General features: G+C 34.9%; 15 protein-coding genes. All 15 read left to right on the forward strand.

What is annotated here, in order from left to right; genetic code table 11:
- Nucleotides 1-141: 141 nt before the first annotated feature.
- The 15 genes from JMM81_RS09915 (at nt 142) to JMM81_RS09985 (ending at nt 15,472) form a co-directional block, all read left to right on the forward strand.
- Entirely contained in the window at nt 142-498 is a 357-nt protein-coding gene (locus JMM81_RS09915) for a DUF3147 family protein (protein WP_256241413.1), read from the forward strand.
- Nucleotides 499-520: 22 nt separating this feature from the next.
- The gene (locus JMM81_RS09920; RefSeq protein WP_256241414.1) at nt 521-940 is read left to right on the forward strand and encodes a DUF3147 family protein; all 420 of its coding nucleotides are present in this window, start codon (nt 521-523) and stop codon (nt 938-940) included.
- A gap of 306 nt (nt 941-1,246) precedes the next feature.
- The gene (locus tag JMM81_RS09925) at nt 1,247-1,666 is read left to right on the forward strand and encodes a GtrA family protein (RefSeq protein ID WP_256241415.1); all 420 of its coding nucleotides are present in this window, start codon (nt 1,247-1,249) and stop codon (nt 1,664-1,666) included.
- Between the two features lie 352 nt (nt 1,667-2,018).
- Nucleotides 2,019-4,622, forward strand: a complete 2,604-nt coding sequence (locus JMM81_RS09930) for a calcium-translocating P-type ATPase, PMCA-type (protein ID WP_256241416.1) — start codon at nt 2,019-2,021, stop codon at nt 4,620-4,622.
- A 334-nt stretch (nt 4,623-4,956) separates the two neighbouring features.
- Nucleotides 4,957-6,189: a class I SAM-dependent rRNA methyltransferase gene (locus tag JMM81_RS09935; protein ID WP_256241417.1), complete on the forward strand. Its 1,233-nt coding sequence runs from the start codon at nt 4,957-4,959 to the stop codon at nt 6,187-6,189.
- Nucleotides 6,190-6,534: 345 nt separating this feature from the next.
- Complete coding sequence (locus JMM81_RS09940) at nt 6,535-8,472, forward strand: lasso peptide isopeptide bond-forming cyclase (RefSeq protein ID WP_256241418.1); 1,938 nt, start codon at nt 6,535-6,537, stop codon at nt 8,470-8,472.
- Between the two features lie 15 nt (nt 8,473-8,487).
- Nucleotides 8,488-8,616, forward strand: coding sequence for a paeninodin family lasso peptide (locus JMM81_RS09945; protein WP_256241419.1), 129 nt, complete (start codon nt 8,488-8,490; stop codon nt 8,614-8,616).
- Between the two features lie 105 nt (nt 8,617-8,721).
- Complete coding sequence (locus JMM81_RS09950; RefSeq protein WP_256241420.1) at nt 8,722-9,669, forward strand: aldolase; 948 nt, start codon at nt 8,722-8,724, stop codon at nt 9,667-9,669.
- Entirely contained in the window at nt 9,656-9,955 is a 300-nt protein-coding gene (locus tag JMM81_RS09955) for a lasso peptide biosynthesis PqqD family chaperone (RefSeq protein ID WP_256241421.1), read from the forward strand. The genes JMM81_RS09950 and JMM81_RS09955 overlap by 14 nt, the downstream gene beginning before the upstream one ends.
- A 42-nt stretch (nt 9,956-9,997) precedes the next feature.
- Nucleotides 9,998-10,450 carry a lasso peptide biosynthesis B2 protein gene (locus JMM81_RS09960; RefSeq protein WP_256241422.1) on the forward strand — a complete coding sequence of 151 codons (453 nt, stop codon included), beginning with the start codon at nt 9,998-10,000 and terminating at the stop codon, nt 10,448-10,450.
- Between the two features lie 18 nt (nt 10,451-10,468).
- Nucleotides 10,469-11,668, forward strand: coding sequence for a nucleotidyltransferase domain-containing protein (locus JMM81_RS09965; RefSeq protein WP_256241423.1), 1,200 nt, complete (start codon nt 10,469-10,471; stop codon nt 11,666-11,668).
- Between the two features lie 2 nt (nt 11,669-11,670).
- The gene (locus JMM81_RS09970) at nt 11,671-13,479 is read left to right on the forward strand and encodes an ABC transporter ATP-binding protein (protein ID WP_256241424.1); all 1,809 of its coding nucleotides are present in this window, start codon (nt 11,671-11,673) and stop codon (nt 13,477-13,479) included.
- A 215-nt stretch (nt 13,480-13,694) separates the two neighbouring features.
- Nucleotides 13,695-14,432, forward strand: coding sequence for a YveK family protein (locus tag JMM81_RS09975; RefSeq protein ID WP_256241425.1), 738 nt, complete (start codon nt 13,695-13,697; stop codon nt 14,430-14,432).
- Between the two features lies 1 nt (nt 14,433).
- Complete coding sequence (locus tag JMM81_RS09980) at nt 14,434-15,078, forward strand: CpsD/CapB family tyrosine-protein kinase (RefSeq protein ID WP_256241461.1); 645 nt, start codon at nt 14,434-14,436, stop codon at nt 15,076-15,078.
- Between the two features lie 253 nt (nt 15,079-15,331).
- Nucleotides 15,332-15,472, forward strand: a complete 141-nt coding sequence (locus JMM81_RS09985) for a hypothetical protein (RefSeq protein ID WP_256241426.1) — start codon at nt 15,332-15,334, stop codon at nt 15,470-15,472.
- Nucleotides 15,473-15,493: the final 21 nt, after the last annotated feature.

Below are 15,493 nucleotides of genomic sequence, written 5' to 3' on the forward strand. Positions count from 1 at the left end.
GACATATTGAAATAATTTGTGAAAAGGTGCACAAAAAATCCTATTAGGATAATGATAGAAATCGTTCATCTAGATCTATTTTGTGTTTCATTTCATATTCTTATTTTGAAAATATACTAGGATGGGGGAAGGTGATGTAGAGTGGCTGAACTTTCCATTAGTGCACTACTTATAAGATTCGTTTTAGGAGGATCAGCAGTAGTAGCTTCAACACTTGTAGCCAGAAAGTTAGGAGAAAAAGCTGGGGGGATATTTGCTGCTTTTCCTGCTGTTTATTTAGCGGCATTACTAACAGCTAGTCTTGATTTTAGAGGCGATGAACTCATTTCCTATTCAATACTATTATCAAAAGGAGCCATCGTTGGGATGGTAATCAATACTGTAGTTGCTATTATTGCGGGATACCTATTGCTAAGAAAGGGATGGAAACGCGGGTTAACTCAAGCTGTTGGATGTTGGTTTATTATTTCAATGGTTGTAGTTATGTTTACATCTTAATGAAGAAGAAAGGGTGTGTGCGATGAATACTAAAGATTTGATCATTCGTTTTTTATTAGGTGGAGCAGCTGTTATGATCAGCTACCTTGTAACAGTTATTTCTCCTTGGAAAATCCTTGCAGGAATATTTGCAGCCTTTCCAGCCGTCATGATAACAGCTGTGTTAATGATGGGAATTGTAGCAGGTTCAAAAAATGCAGCAAAGGTCGCCAATGGGTCTGTTTTCGGAATGATTGGTGGCGTTTTTTGTGTAGCTACCGTATGGTTTGTCTTAAATGTTAGCGGTAATTGGTTGTTAAGTATAGCTTTAGGAATCGTTTTGTGGTTGGTTAGTTCAATTGTGGTCTCTGTATTAAGGGATCGAATTAAAAGTTTAAGAGTCCAACCTATTAAAAATCTTTGGGGAGCTTTTCATGAGCCTCAGGTTAAGAATAATAAATAAAAAGAGGATACTTCAAAGCAAAGGTGTCGGTCCTCCTATTATAATATCTAGTATCAATATTTGAACAAACGATTGTTACTGGATATTATAGGGGAGGAAAACGGCCTTTTTTTATTGTTTTACTAGAGATAATGCATGGCTATAGTTAATCGCAAACTGACGAAATTCTTCTATAGAAGGAAAGTGAAGGAAGCACGATAAGGTTTAGATCAGGAACTTTATTTTTTTATATTAGAATAATATAAAGGGGTTTAGACAAATATTATAGTTAAATGATAAGTTGGATAGGGCAATGGGAGATTCTTCATGAAAAAAACAAAAGAAAGAATAGGAATATTCACACGTTTTTGTACAGTAGGGGTGGGAAATACGCTCATTGATTTTGCTGTTTTTTTTCTTCTAGTTGGTATAGGTATTTCCTATGTATTTGCACAAATTCTTTCTTATATAGCTGGAATGACGAACAGTTATATATGGAATCGGTTGTGGACCTTTCAAATGAGACAAAGGGGAAGTATTCAAGAAATTACTCGTTTTGTGATCATGAATTTAGCTAGTTTGGCTATCTCTTTTCTTACACTGTCTTACATGCATGAAGAGAGTGGAATGTCCCTCTTTTTGAGTAAAGGGATCGCAACGGCTGTTGGAATGTTGGTTACCTTTATTGGCAGTCAATACTGGGTCTTTAAAGTAATCACTAGAAAGAGAAATTATCAAGAAAGTTGAAAAAACTCCTTACTCATGCTAAAATTATAATACATAATTTGGTATATACATAGAGGGAGTAACTACCTGCCACACTAGGATTCAAAGTCATCAACCGGATCATATCCCGGCTTTGAGAACTTTAATTAGTTAAGTGAGACTCTATAGCTAGGAAGGTTTCTAGCTATAGAGTCTTTTTGTTTTGATCATTAACTTTTTCTAAAGGAGTGATAAGGTTGCTACTTACAAAATCGATTGAATAATAGTAGTAATAGGATAGATGGAAATTTCCTTTATAAAGTTCGTTATAATGCGTGATACTAAGATAAATGAGCAGAGCTATCTATAGTTTTTGTTAGGAAGGAGAAAATATATGAGTGAATTTTACCGGAAATCAGCAGAAGAAGTAATGAAATCATTAGAGGTTACAGATAAAGGTTTAAGTAGCGAGGAAGTACAGAAAAAGCGTGAACAATACGGTTTTAATGAATTAGCAGAAGGGAAAAGAAAGAGCACCATACAAGTATTCTTTGAACAGTTTAAAGATTTTCTCGTTATCATCTTAATTGTAGCTGCCTTAATATCAGCCTTTTTAGGAGAAATTGAAAGTACTTTTGTCATTATAGTTGTCGTCATCTTGAACGCTATTCTGGGAACCGTCCAGCATGTAAAAGCGGAGCAGTCACTCAATAGTTTGAAAGCACTCTCTTCACCCAATGCGAAAGTACTTCGAGATGGAAAGGTCATTGAAGTGCCATCAAGAGAAGTCGTGGTGGGTGATATTCTCAGTCTAGATGCAGGGGATTATGTGCCGGCAGACGGTAGACTCATTAAAAACCACAGTTTGCAAATTAATGAGAGCTCTTTAACAGGTGAGTCGCTGGCCGTAATTAAGTCTACTGAACCAATCAGTGAAAAAGATGTTTCAATTGGTGACCAAAAGAATATGGTCTTTTCCGGAAGCTTTGTTACTTATGGAAGAGGCGTTGTTTTAGTTACTGGCACTGGAATGGAAACTGAGATTGGTAAAATTGCAAATCTATTGGAGTCAGCAAAAGAGAAGAGAACACCTCTACAAGTAAGTTTAGACAACTTTGGGAAAAGGTTAGCGGTTATTATTATCGTTATTGCTATCCTTATTTTCACACTTGATGTATTCAGAGGCCGAGAAATCGTTGATTCTTTTATGTTTGCTGTGTCACTTGCTGTTGCAGCTATTCCTGAGGCTTTAAGCTCCATTGTAACGATCGTATTGGCGTTCGGTACGCAAAAAATGGCGAAGGAAAATGCCATTGTTCGAAAGATTCATGCGGTTGAAAGTCTAGGCGGTATTTCCGTTATTTGTTCGGACAAAACGGGGACGCTAACACAAAATAAAATGACCGTGCAACAAGTATATGTCGATCAAAAGGTCATCCTGCACGATCAGTTAACTCGTGGAAATGCATTAGAAAAAAAATTCGTGTCAATGGCTTTATTGTGTAATGACTCTGTTACAAGAGATAGTAAAGAAATCGGTGATCCGACTGAAATCGCGCTTGTCAATTTAGGAGAAGAGTATCAATTAGACGAGTTAGCAGTGAGAGATGATTATCCTCGTGTTGGCGAAGTCCCGTTTGATTCTGATCGAAAATTAATGAGCACCGTCAATAAAGTGGGCGATAAATTTTTCATGATCACAAAGGGAGCACTTGATGTTCTCCTTTCACGAATGATTAAGGTAGACACAACAGCAGGGATTATTGATTTTACGGAAGAACATAAAAAGGAAATTGAAAAAGTAAACCAGGATTTTTCAGAAAAAGGATTACGTGTTCTTGCTTTTGCTTACAAAGAGGTTTCGAAAGGGCAAGTTATTGATGTTAAGGATGAAAATAATTTAACCTTTGTCGGATTGACCGCTATGATGGATCCGCCGAGACCTGAATCAAAAGCGGCAGTTGAAAATTGTATGAAAGCAGGAATTAAGCCTGTTATGATTACAGGTGATCATAAAATAACAGCTGCAGCCATTGCCAAGCAAATCGGCATATTAAAGGATGAATCTGAAGCCGTTGAAGGGGTTGAAATTGAAAAATTAACAGATGAACAATTAAAAGAAAAGGTCGAGGATTTATCCGTCTATGCACGCGTGTCACCCGAGCACAAAATTCGGATTGTCAAAGCGTGGCAAGAAAAAGGAAATATTGTAGCGATGACAGGTGATGGTGTCAATGACGCTCCTGCATTAAAACAAGCGGATATTGGGATTGCAATGGGGATCACGGGTACAGAGGTGGCAAAGGATGCTTCGTCTATGGTGTTAACCGACGATAATTTCTCAACGATTGTTAAAGCGATTTCGAATGGAAGAAGCATTTACGCTAATATAAAAAATGCCATTAAGTTTTTGTTAGCTGGAAATACAGGTGGAGTTCTAGCCGTTTTATACGCTTCATTGTTGGCATTACCTGTACCTTTTGCTCCTGTTCATCTTTTGTTTATCAACTTGCTAACAGATAGTTTACCAGCAATTGCGATTGGGCTTGAACCACATAACAAAAAGATTATGAATGAACAACCACGGGATATAAACACTCCGTTATTAAATAAAGCTTTTGCAACAAGAGTTATAATTGAAGGTTTCTTAATTGCTGTCGTCACAATAATGGCTTTCCATCTTGGTTTGTCAACAGGAGATACCATGATCGCTAGTACGATGGCGTTTGCCACGTTATGTTTAGCAAGACTATTTCATGGTTTTAATGCAAGATCGAAAGAATCCATTTTTAAAATAGGTGTATTTACAAATAAATATAGTTGGTTTGCTTTCATCCTTGGTGTGGTTTTATTGCATCTTGTGTTGCTAATTCCAGGTTTGATGGGAATATTTGAAGTGGTCCAATTAACAGGAGCACAGTTTGGTTCAATTTATGGATTAGCGGTTATACCATTAATTATGATCCAGCTTTACAAATTGCTTTTTGTAAAAAGTTAAACAGATGTGAGAACAAATATAATACAAAGGTGGGTGTCCCATAAGGTGTCTGACACCTTTGCTTTTGGGACACCCCCCTATTTTAGTTAGTGGATTCTTGAATCTGTGTAGAGAAGTTTGTTAAGACAAAGTTTTTTAATTTTTCAACCGGTGGTAATATATATTTATCGTGGGTTAGATAAATAGACCGTTCATACAACGATCTTTTAAGTTTGATCACTTTGATCGCAAAATGATCAAGTCCAAAGATATGAGGAACAATCGCAAGGCCTAAATAGGAAGAGATTTAGATTATATTACATTTCGCTATTTTTATTTTTTGCTTATTTGCGTTATGATATTCAAAGCAATAAGAAGAACTCGAGGTGTAACGGTGAAGGAAACGACGATTAAAATAAAAGAAAAATACATAAATAAAATGAAGAATGGTAATCCGATTATTTTAAAGGAAGCGATTATGAATGTGAAAGACCTTCAAATAGAAGGAACGGTATTAAGAATTGTTGATGAAAAAAATCATTTTCTTGGAAAAGGGTATTATGGAAAGCAGAATAAAGGATATGGCTGGGTTTTAACAAGAAGTAAAAACGATCAAGTTGATGAGAAATTTTTTCAACAAAAAATCATGACCGCTATAGAGAAGAGAAAGTCTTTTTTTCAGAATGAAGAAACAACAGCTTTTCGCGTCTTCAATGGGGAAGGCGACGGGGTTGGTGGCCTAATTATTGATTATTTTGCAGGCTATTATGTTATCAATTGGTATAGCAAAGGCATCTATCATTTTAAAGATATGATTATTGGTGTGCTAACAGACCATGTATCATTTAAAGGGATCTATCAGAAAAAACGTTTTGCTGAGGATGGGAAATACGTCGAAGAGGATGATTTTGTTACAGGAGAGCGCGGCCAGTTTCCTCTCATTGTAAAAGAAAATGGTGTTAACTTCGCTGTTTATTTAAATGAAGGTGCGATGGTGGGTGTCTTTTTAGATCAGAGAGAAGTAAGGAAGGCAATTCGCGATCGTTATGCAAATGGGAAGACGGTTTTGAATACTTTTTCCTATACGGGTGCTTTTTCGGTTTTTGCTGCATTAGGTGGTGCAACGAAAACAACGAGTGTGGATTTGGCCAATCGTAGCAAAAGCAAAACAATCGAACAGTTTAGTTTGAACGGAATCGATTATGAAGCACAGGATATTATTGTCGAAGATGTGTTCCATTATTTTAAATATGCTGTCAAAAAGAATCTAAAATTTGATTTGGTTATACTAGATCCTCCTAGCTTTGCCCGATCGAAAAAAGTGACGTTTAGTGCTGCAAAGGATTATACAAACTTGTTGAAACAAACGATTGCGATTACGGAGGATAATGGGGTGATTGTTGCCTCGACTAATTGCGCTACCTTTGATATGAAGAAGTTTAAAGGGTTTATTCGTACAGCCTTTGATGAAAGTAATGAAAAATATGAGCTTTTAGAGGAGTACACTCTTCCAGAAGATTTTAAAACGATTAAGGAATTTGCAGAAGGAAATTACCTGAAAGTAGTATTTGTGAAGAAACTGAAATAAAGGATTTCAATATAAGCGAGAGGCCTCCAACATCAAGTAGGAGGTCTTATTTTTCGTGATGCTTCTGTAGAGGATTACATAATAAGTATACTATATACCTTAATTACTAGTTAAAAAAGTATAGAGCTATTTTAAAAATTGAAGATATATCATTGACAGCAGGTAATAGAGATGTTATTTTAAATATGCAAATAAGTTCTTTATATAGAACGAATAGTTCTTTATCAAATGGACGTCGTCTAGTTATTATTTTATTTCAACTTAAAAAGTTTAAACGGAATTTGTGCATATTTAAAATGAGATTCATAGATAAAGATAGAGTCAGTCATAATTTGGGAGGAACCGATGAGCGCCATAGCAGGGATCGTAAACTTTAATAAAGAGCCAATACATATAGAGGAAATTCAGAATGTTATGAAATCATTAGAGAAGTTTCCAGCAAATGATATTCAAGTTTGGCAGAACGAAAATGTCTTCCTTGGATGTCATGCTCAATGGATCACACCTGAGTCCATCGGAGAACCCCTTCCCTTTTATGACTCTGAAAGACAATGCACGATTACAGCTGACGCGATCATTGATAATCGTGAAGAATTGTTTGAACGGTTGCAAGTGGATCGTGGCAAAAGAAAGATAATGCCAGATAGCCAGTTGATCCTTCTTGCCTATTATAAATGGGGTGAAGATACCCCTAAATATTTAGTTGGAGACTTTGCGTTTATGATTTGGGATGAGCGGGAGAAGAAGTTGTTTGGGGCTAGGGATTTTTCCGGGAGCCGGACGCTTTATTATTATCACGATCAGAACCACTTCGCCTTTTGTACTGTCATGATGCCACTGTTTAAGTTGCCTTATATAAAAAAGGAATTAAACGAGGAGTGGTTGGCAGAGTTTTTGGCCATATCCTCAGTCATTGATACAGTGGATACTTCAACAACTGTTTATCAAAGGGTTTTACAGGTACCTCCTTCTCACTCTATTACAATTAAAGAAGGTAGAATCTCACTCTCAAGATATTGCACAATCATTCAAGGAGAAAAACTACAGCTTAAATCCGATCAAGAATATATAGAAGCATTTCAGGATGTATTTCAAGTGGCTGTCACTTCGAGGATACGTACACATCGCAATGTAGGAGCACACTTGAGCGGGGGATTAGATTCAGGCTCAATTGTTGGCTTTGCTGCTAAAGCTTTGAAAAAGGAACATAAACAATTACAAACATATAGTTATGTGCCTCCAAATGATTTTGATGATTTTACACCCAAATCGAGAATTGCCAATGAAAAAGAATATATTCATGCTACAGCCGAATATGTAGGAGATATAAAAGAAAACCTTTTTGATTTTGCAGGAAGTAATCCATATTTGGAGATAAATAATTTTTTAGAAACAATGGAGATGCCATATAAATTCTTTGAAAATTCCGTATGGTTAAAAGGAATCTATGAAACTGCTCATAAGGATGATTTGGGGATTTTGCTTAATGGAGGGAGGGGGAATTTAACGATATCTTGGGGACCAGCACTAGAATATTATGCCACTCTCTTAAAAAAAATTAAAATCCATCGTCTTTTTTATGAGATCGGTCCTTATAGTAAAAATACTGGAATGAAGAAATCACAAATTCTTTCCTATATAGGAAAAATTGCCTTTCCACTTGTAAATCGGATTTCCCCGTTATTTGAACCGATTAATTCAACTATACTCGTTAATCCAGAGTTAGCCAAAAGGACGAATGTATTTGAAAAACTTAAAAATCATGGCATTGATGTAGATCGATCTTCTTTGCCAGATTTATATGAAGAAAGAAAACGGCATTTTGGAGAGTTATTCCATTGGAGTGCTACCAATACATTAGGAACAAAACTATCCTTACAGTATTCATTATGGAAGAGAGATCCCACAAATGATTTACGGGTTGTTCGCTTTTGTTTATCGGTTCCGGAAGAACAATATGTTCAAAATGGAATAGATCGAGCACTTATTCGAAGGTCAACTAAAGATATTTTACCTGATAAGGTTCGATTAAACCAACGGGTTAGAGGAGTACAAGGAGTAGATTGGGTTCATCGTATGACACCAACTTGGGATTTGTTTATAGATGAACTTCAAAAACTAAAAGAGGACAAATCTATTTTTAATTATCTAAATTCACAGGTAGTTAAGAACGCCATATCAAAGGTGGAGGAAGGACCACGTGCAGGGTATGCTATCAATGGGGATTATCGGATAGCGATACGCAGTTTAATCGTTTACCGATTTATTAAGAGTATGACTTGAAGGGAGGTGACAAATATGAAAGAGTGGAAAAAACCACAATTAGAGATACTTAACATTGAAATGACAATGGCTGCAGGTTATGAAGGCTATCATGATGAAGCTTACAATGGCGAACCAGCATATGGTCCGCATCACGAATCGTAATTATTTTAGAATACTGTTTTAATGTTTTGCAGCCCTTATACCGAACATAAAGTATGAGGGCTTTTGCATTAATATTTTTTTGATTAGCCATTTGGAGTGATTAGAATGCTAGAAATTATAAAAAAAAACATTTACAAAGCCTTTGGATTAAATATATTAAGTGAAATTCCTTTACCAGAATTAATGACCATTGGTAATCAAATAGAGGATCCGGATATCCTAATCAAAATTGAAGATTTATCCCATCTATGGTCAAAATTAGCGGATCATCCATATAGTTTTGTAGTAAAAGAAGATTTTGTTATGTTTCAACTCCCTGAGGTTGCTATTTTTTCAATACAAAAGGGAAATAAAATTACTGTTACACCTTTGAAAGAAGCAAATGAGGATCAAATTAGGCTTTATATCCTTGGAACATGTATGGGTGCCTTATTAATGCAAAAGAACATTCTACCATTACATGGAAGTGCTATTGCTATTGATGGAAAGGCATATGCCATTGTTGGAGAATCTGGTGCTGGAAAGTCTACGTTAGCGTCGGCTTTTTTGAGCCAAGGATATCAGCTATTAAGTGATGATGTAATTGCTGTAACGGTTTCAGAAAAAGGTCATACTCCCTATGTTATCCCATCATACCCTCAGCAAAAGCTCTGGCAAGAGAGTTTGAACCAGTTTGGAATAGAAAATAATCATTTCCGTCCCATATTCCAAAGAGAAACAAAATTTGCCGTTCCAGTTGCTGATAAGTTTTCCCATGACTCATTGCCCTTAGGAGGTATATTTGAATTAGTAAAGGGAGAGAGAGAAAAAATTGGGCTTTACCGAATTGAAAAATTACAACGATTAAATACATTATTTCGTCATACATATCGTAATTTTTTAATTCCAGGATTAAATTTAGTTGAGTGGCATTTCAATTACTCTACAAAAATTATTAATAAAATTGATGCTTTTACATTACATCGACCAACTAAAGGTTTTACTGCCTATGATTTGGCATTTCTGATACTAACTTCAGTAAACAAGGAGGAATTAATAAATGCTAAATACTAAGAAAATCACTTTGAATTATACAGTTTCACAAAGGGAAGGAAATATTGTTAGTGATATGGATGGAGAAAAAGTGATGATGAGCATTCAAAATGGTAAATATTATAATCTTGGAGAAATAGGTGGAGTCATTTGGGATTTGATAAAAGCTCCAATCACTGTTAATCAAGTAATCATGGAATTAATATCACAATATGATGTCAAAGAAAATGAATGTGAAGTAGAAGTTGTATCTTTCTTGGAACATTTAAGTAAGGAAGGTTTAATCAATATTGAAAACAAATCATAATTCCTTTGCTATAAATTAACTAGAAATAGATAGAAAGGATTAATGAGTATTGTGAAGAAAATCAGTATGTTTTTATCTCTAAATACAAATAAAAAGCTATTATTCTTAGAGGCTTTTCTTCTTTTAGGATGGGCTCGAATTCTTAAAGGTATTTCATTTTCTAAAGTTGCACCGTCTTTAGGGGAACATATGAATGAAACCTCTATTAAACACTTAGAGTCGAACACAAAGATATTGAAACAAGTATCCGAAGCCATTCATATCATGAGTCGTCATACTTTTTGGGAAAGTGAATGCCTTGTAAAGGCAATTGCAGCAATGAAAATGTTAGAAAGAAGAAAGATAGAAAGTACACTTTATTTAGGGACTGCAAAGGATGAGGCTGGAAAGTTTATCGCCCACGCATGGTTACGCAGTGGATCTTTCTATATTACAGGATCAGAAGGAATGGAGAAATTTACTGTAGTAGGAAAGTTTGCAAAGAAAATAAGTTGAAATATTGAGGGAGAAGCAATGGATAACAATTACAGTCTTAATCTAGAACTCTTGCCTAAGGAATTAAAATTATTACTTGAAATCATAAATATGGAAGAAAATAACAGGGGGATAGAACCAACTTTTTTCAATAAATACAATGATATAAATTGGAATTTTTTTATCCAATTAGCTATGCATCATCGAGTATATCCATTGTTATATTCTAAAGTTAAAAAAATATCGAGCAAATTTATTCCAAAATGGGTTGTCCAAATACTTTATCAAGAATATAAAAGAAATACATTTAAGATGCTGCATCTGTGCTCGGAAATGGAAAAATTAAATAAAAAATGTCAAGAGAATCGGATACCACTTATTAACTTGAAAGGTCCTATCCTTGCCGCTGAACTATATGGAGATATTTCTCTCAGAACATCCAATGATTTAGATATATTAATTCCGTTTAAACACCTTGAAAAAATAGAGGGGATTTTAACAGGTACTGGCTATGTGAAAGATGACTATATTGAAACTATTTTGAACGACTGGAAATGGCGACATCACCATATAACATATATAAATCCTAAAAAAGATGTAAAGATTGAAGTGCATTGGAGGTTAAATCCTGGGCCAGGTAAAGAACCGAATTTTGATGAGTTATGGGAGAGGAGGAGAATAAGTACGCTCACAAATAACCCCATCTATTTTCTGAGTGAAGAGGATTTATTTTTATTTCTTGTCTCTCATGGTGCACGCCATGGATGGTCACGGCTCCGATGGTTGATAGATATCCAGCAAATTGTAAGGCAGGATCTTGATTGGTTAAAGATTCAAAGGAAATTAAAAAAATATAATTTCTTAGATATAGGTGGGCAAGCTCTTATATTATCTTCTTATTTATTAACTACTGAAATTAGCGAGAAAATGAGTCTTTTATTAAAAGGAAATAAACCACAAAGATTAGCTCAAGAGACGACTTTTTATTTGGAGGAAATGGTGAACTTACATACAGATCCTGTTCCTGATCATGTAGCTAAATATCATAAGCATCACTTATTTTCCTTAATGTCAAAGCAACAAAAGTTTTTGTTCATCCTTAGTTTTTTATATCCGTACCCTGATGATGCAAAGACATTGCCACTACCGAAAACACTTCATTTTTTATACTTTCCTTTGCGGCCTTTTCTATGGGCTTGGAGGAAAACAAGGATCCATGCTTTACCTAGGAGGACATAGTAATGAAGCATGTACTGTATTTTGCCAAGCGAATACATTCCTATTCCGGGAAAATTCTTTATTTTAATCTTATAGCCATGATTCTTATTAGTTTGCTTGAGGGATTTGGGATTTTTTTATTAGTGCCTTTAATTAGCCTTGCAGGATTCTTAGATGTTACTTCACAAGACAATACTATTATAAACTGGATATTTGGTTTCTTTCAAGGAATGCCAGAAACGCTAAGTTTAACCATTATCTTATGTATATATGTTTTCATTATGATTAGCCAAAGCTTTTTTCAGAGAAACCAAACTATCTTAAATACAAAAATACAACAAAGTTTTACCCGCCATTTAAGGGAAGAAACATACAAAGCTTTACTACAGGCGAATTGGGGATTTTTTCTAAAAAAAAGAAAGTCTGACATTATAAATTCTATGATTAATGAAATAGCTCGTGTTAGCGGCGGGACCCAATTGTTTCTCCAGTTTGCTGCGTCCTTTATTTTTACCTTTATACAAATTGGCATTGCGTTTTGGCTTTCTGCTAAAATGACGATGTTCGTTATATTTTTTGGTGTAGTTCTTATCTTTTTTTCTCGAAGCTTTATAAAAAAATCAAAAGCTATGGGTGGTAATACAGTAGAGTTAGGCAAAACTTTTCTAGGCGGTGTAACAGATCATTTTAATGGAATTAAAGAAATTAAGAGTAATAATCTAGAGGGATCTCATATTAATTGGTTTCATTCTTTAAATCAAAGAATGGAAGATAATATGATCGAGATATCTAAATTGAAGACAACATCTCAGTTTATTTACAAAATAGTTTCTGCGTTTTTAATTGCCATATTTGTATTTACTTCTATAAAAATGTTTCATTCACAATCAGCACAGTTAATGCTGATTATTGTTATATTTTCGAGACTTTGGCCTAGATTTACCGGTATTCAGTCAAATCTGGAACAGTTGAGTTCCATTGTACCATCCTTTAAAGAACTAATAGATTTGCAAAAAGAATGTTTAGAGTCGAAGGAGTTAACAGATAGAGATTATAAGAACGTAAAATCGATCAACATTAAACAAGGAATGGAATGTAGGAATGTATACTTTCGCTATAATCAAAATCAGCATCCTTACGCCCTACAAAATATTAATTTAAAAATTACATGCAACCAGATGACAGCTATTGTTGGTCCGTCAGGGGCAGGAAAGAGTACACTAATCGATCTACTGATGGGATTGAATCGGCCTGAAAAGGGAGACGTGGTTATTGATGGCCATATTCTTAGAAATGATGAATTACTTTCATTAAGGAAAATCATTAGTTATGTTCCACAAGATCCTTTTCTTTTTAATACAAGTATAAGAGAAAATCTTTTGTTAATTGAACCAAATGCTACTAAAAAGGAAATCTGGGAAGCACTTGAATTCTCCTCTGCAGCTGAATTTGTAAAAAAACTCCCACAAGGACTTGATACACTCATTGGTGACCGAGGTATTAGACTTTCGGGCGGAGAAAGGCAAAGAATTGTACTTGCCCGTGCGATCTTACGTAAACCATCTATTCTTGTATTAGATGAAGCAACAAGTGCACTTGATACGGAGAACGAAAGGAAAATCCAAGAAGCGATTGAACAACTTAAAGGGAAGATGACCATTATTGTCATTGCCCATCGGTTATCGACTATTAGTAATGCAGACCAAGTAATTGTTCTGGATAATGGGAAAATCATTCAAAAGGGTGAATTCAACCAACTTGCTAAAGAGAAAAAAGGGATGTTTAGCCATCTATTACAGAACCAGACGCACGTTTCCCTCTTAAGTAAATAAAACATAAAGGATCTATTAAAATATGAAAATGATATTGACATGTTCTATATAAAGAACTAAACTAATACTATAGATGAATTAGTTCATAAGTAACGCATTTAATCTAGTCCGTTTTATATAAAATAATAGAGGTACTATTATTTTTTACCCTAATCGTTCTTTATGGAGAACCTCAAATTTTAAGAACTTATTAAATCAAAAATATAGGTGGTTTAATGAATAGGTTAACAGAAACTAACCAAACAATGGAGAAATCGATGGCTAAAGAAATTAATTTAAAGGAAATCTTCGCGATTATTAAAAAGAGGCTTTGGATGGTTGCTGCACTAACTATTTTATTTGCTGTCATTGGATATACTTATAATCAATTTTCTACTACCCTACTATATCAATCTTCATCAAGAATTATCATTAAAGCAGGTGCTGAAGAACGAACAACACTTCAAGTTATTATGAGGGATTCAACAATTATGGAAAAAGTAGCAAAGGAACTGCAACTAGAACGATCATCAGGGGCGCTAGCTGGGCAAATTACGGTGCAAAGCATTGACACTTCTCAAGTAGTAAGTATTAGTGTGGTTGATACAGATCCTGAGATGGCAGCCAATATCGCCAATACGACAGCAAAAATTTTTAAAGCAGAAATTCCTAACATTGTTGGTTTTAAAGATGTTCAATTACTATCTGATGCACAAGTCAATCCTTATCCAATAAATGATAATGGCAATCGCACGATGATCATTAGTATTGTGCTTGGCCTAGTCGCTGGAATTGGGTTAGTATTTTTTCTAGATTCTTTAGATGACAGCATTCAATCAGGTCGTGATGTCGAGGATTATTTAGGAATTCCTGTATTAGGGAAAGTTTCTAAGATGAAAAAACGAAATTTTAAAAAAAAGAATCAAGCAAAACAGGAAGTAGAATTTAGAGGTGAAACAATTGGTACTAAGTAAAATGAAGTTATTTTCTCCAGCGAAAAAGCGAAACTTAATTACCTATTCTTTTCCTGAATCGAAAATTGCTGAGGAATTTAGAATCGTAAGGACGAATGTTCGAATCGTAACCAATGAGCAAAAACATAAAACTCTGGTTATTACGTCCCCAAATCCAGGGGAAGGAAAATCAACAGTTGCTGCGAACTTGGCTGTATCAATGGCACAACAAAAGGAAAAAATCTTACTCATTGATGCTAATTTAAGACGTCCTTCCTCTCATTTTATTTTTAAGCTTCCCAATTCAGTCGGCTTAACTGATGTGTTAATTGGGCGATCATCCTTTGAAGAAGCTGTGCTACATACAGAAATAGGAAGGCTTGATGTACTAACAAGCGGAGAGATACCGAATAATCCTGCAGAGTTGCTTTCATCAAGAGTAATGAAAGATTTATTACAAAAAGTAGTGAAACAGTATGAGATGGTTTTAATCGATTCTTCCTCAATCCTAGAAGTAACAGATACAAAGATACTTACAAGTCAATGCGATGAAGTCCTTTTAGTTTGTCATAAAGGGGAAACAACAATAGAGAGAGCAGCAGAAGCGAAAAAGGTATTAGAATTTGCTAAAGCAAATATATCTGGAGTTATTATGAACGAGATGTAATAAAATTTTTTTTACTTTTATCGTTCTTTATAGAGAATTGTTATAAATCAATGGTAATGTCTCCTTCCCATTATCGATGGAGGCACTCGATCATGCTGTGGGTTGAAAGATACCTTAGACGCTAGTCGCCGAGAGTGTGATGTGAGGAGGGGTTAAATGCCCTATTTATTAATAAAGTGTTTAATGATGCGTTCTTTACTAAGATCTTATCATTAAACACTTTATTTACATTATTCACGAAGGAGATGTTGTTGTGAAGAATATTGATGGATATCCAAAATCAATTAAAAAAGCTGTTCGTTATATTAAGCAAGATGCGACAAAGGAACAGCTAGAGCAGATTAGAAAACTGATCGATTATGCCATTAAGAGACGAAGTATGAATTTGGAATAATCGTTCGTTATATAAAGGAGG

This window comes from Bacillus sp. V3B (assembly GCF_024494465.1).
Classification (GTDB): Bacteria; Bacillota; Bacilli; order Bacillales; family Cytobacillaceae; genus Bacillus_BD.

Bases quoted from the DNA above. Each gene is read 5' to 3' on its own strand.
- JMM81_RS09920 (WP_256241414.1), top strand. From the start codon at position 521: ATGAATACTAAAGATTTGATCATTCGTTTTTTATTAGGTGGAGCAGCT.
- JMM81_RS09975 (WP_256241425.1), top strand. From the start codon at position 13,695: ATGAATAGGTTAACAGAAACTAACCAAACAATGGAGAAATCGATGGCT.
- JMM81_RS09965 (WP_256241423.1), top strand. From the start codon at position 10,469: ATGGATAACAATTACAGTCTTAATCTAGAACTCTTGCCTAAGGAATTA.
- JMM81_RS09980 (WP_256241461.1), top strand. From the start codon at position 14,434: ATGAAGTTATTTTCTCCAGCGAAAAAGCGAAACTTAATTACCTATTCT.
- JMM81_RS09960 (WP_256241422.1), top strand. From the start codon at position 9,998: ATGAGTATTGTGAAGAAAATCAGTATGTTTTTATCTCTAAATACAAAT.
- JMM81_RS09945 (WP_256241419.1), top strand. From the start codon at position 8,488: ATGAAAGAGTGGAAAAAACCACAATTAGAGATACTTAACATTGAAATG.
- JMM81_RS09955 (WP_256241421.1), top strand. From the start codon at position 9,656: ATGCTAAATACTAAGAAAATCACTTTGAATTATACAGTTTCACAAAGG.
- JMM81_RS09935 (WP_256241417.1), top strand. From the start codon at position 4,957: ATGATATTCAAAGCAATAAGAAGAACTCGAGGTGTAACGGTGAAGGAA.
- JMM81_RS09950 (WP_256241420.1), top strand. From the start codon at position 8,722: ATGCTAGAAATTATAAAAAAAAACATTTACAAAGCCTTTGGATTAAAT.
- JMM81_RS09970 (WP_256241424.1), top strand. From the start codon at position 11,671: ATGAAGCATGTACTGTATTTTGCCAAGCGAATACATTCCTATTCCGGG.
- JMM81_RS09925 (WP_256241415.1), top strand. From the start codon at position 1,247: ATGAAAAAAACAAAAGAAAGAATAGGAATATTCACACGTTTTTGTACA.
- JMM81_RS09940 (WP_256241418.1), top strand. From the start codon at position 6,535: ATGAGCGCCATAGCAGGGATCGTAAACTTTAATAAAGAGCCAATACAT.
- JMM81_RS09930 (WP_256241416.1), top strand. From the start codon at position 2,019: ATGAGTGAATTTTACCGGAAATCAGCAGAAGAAGTAATGAAATCATTA.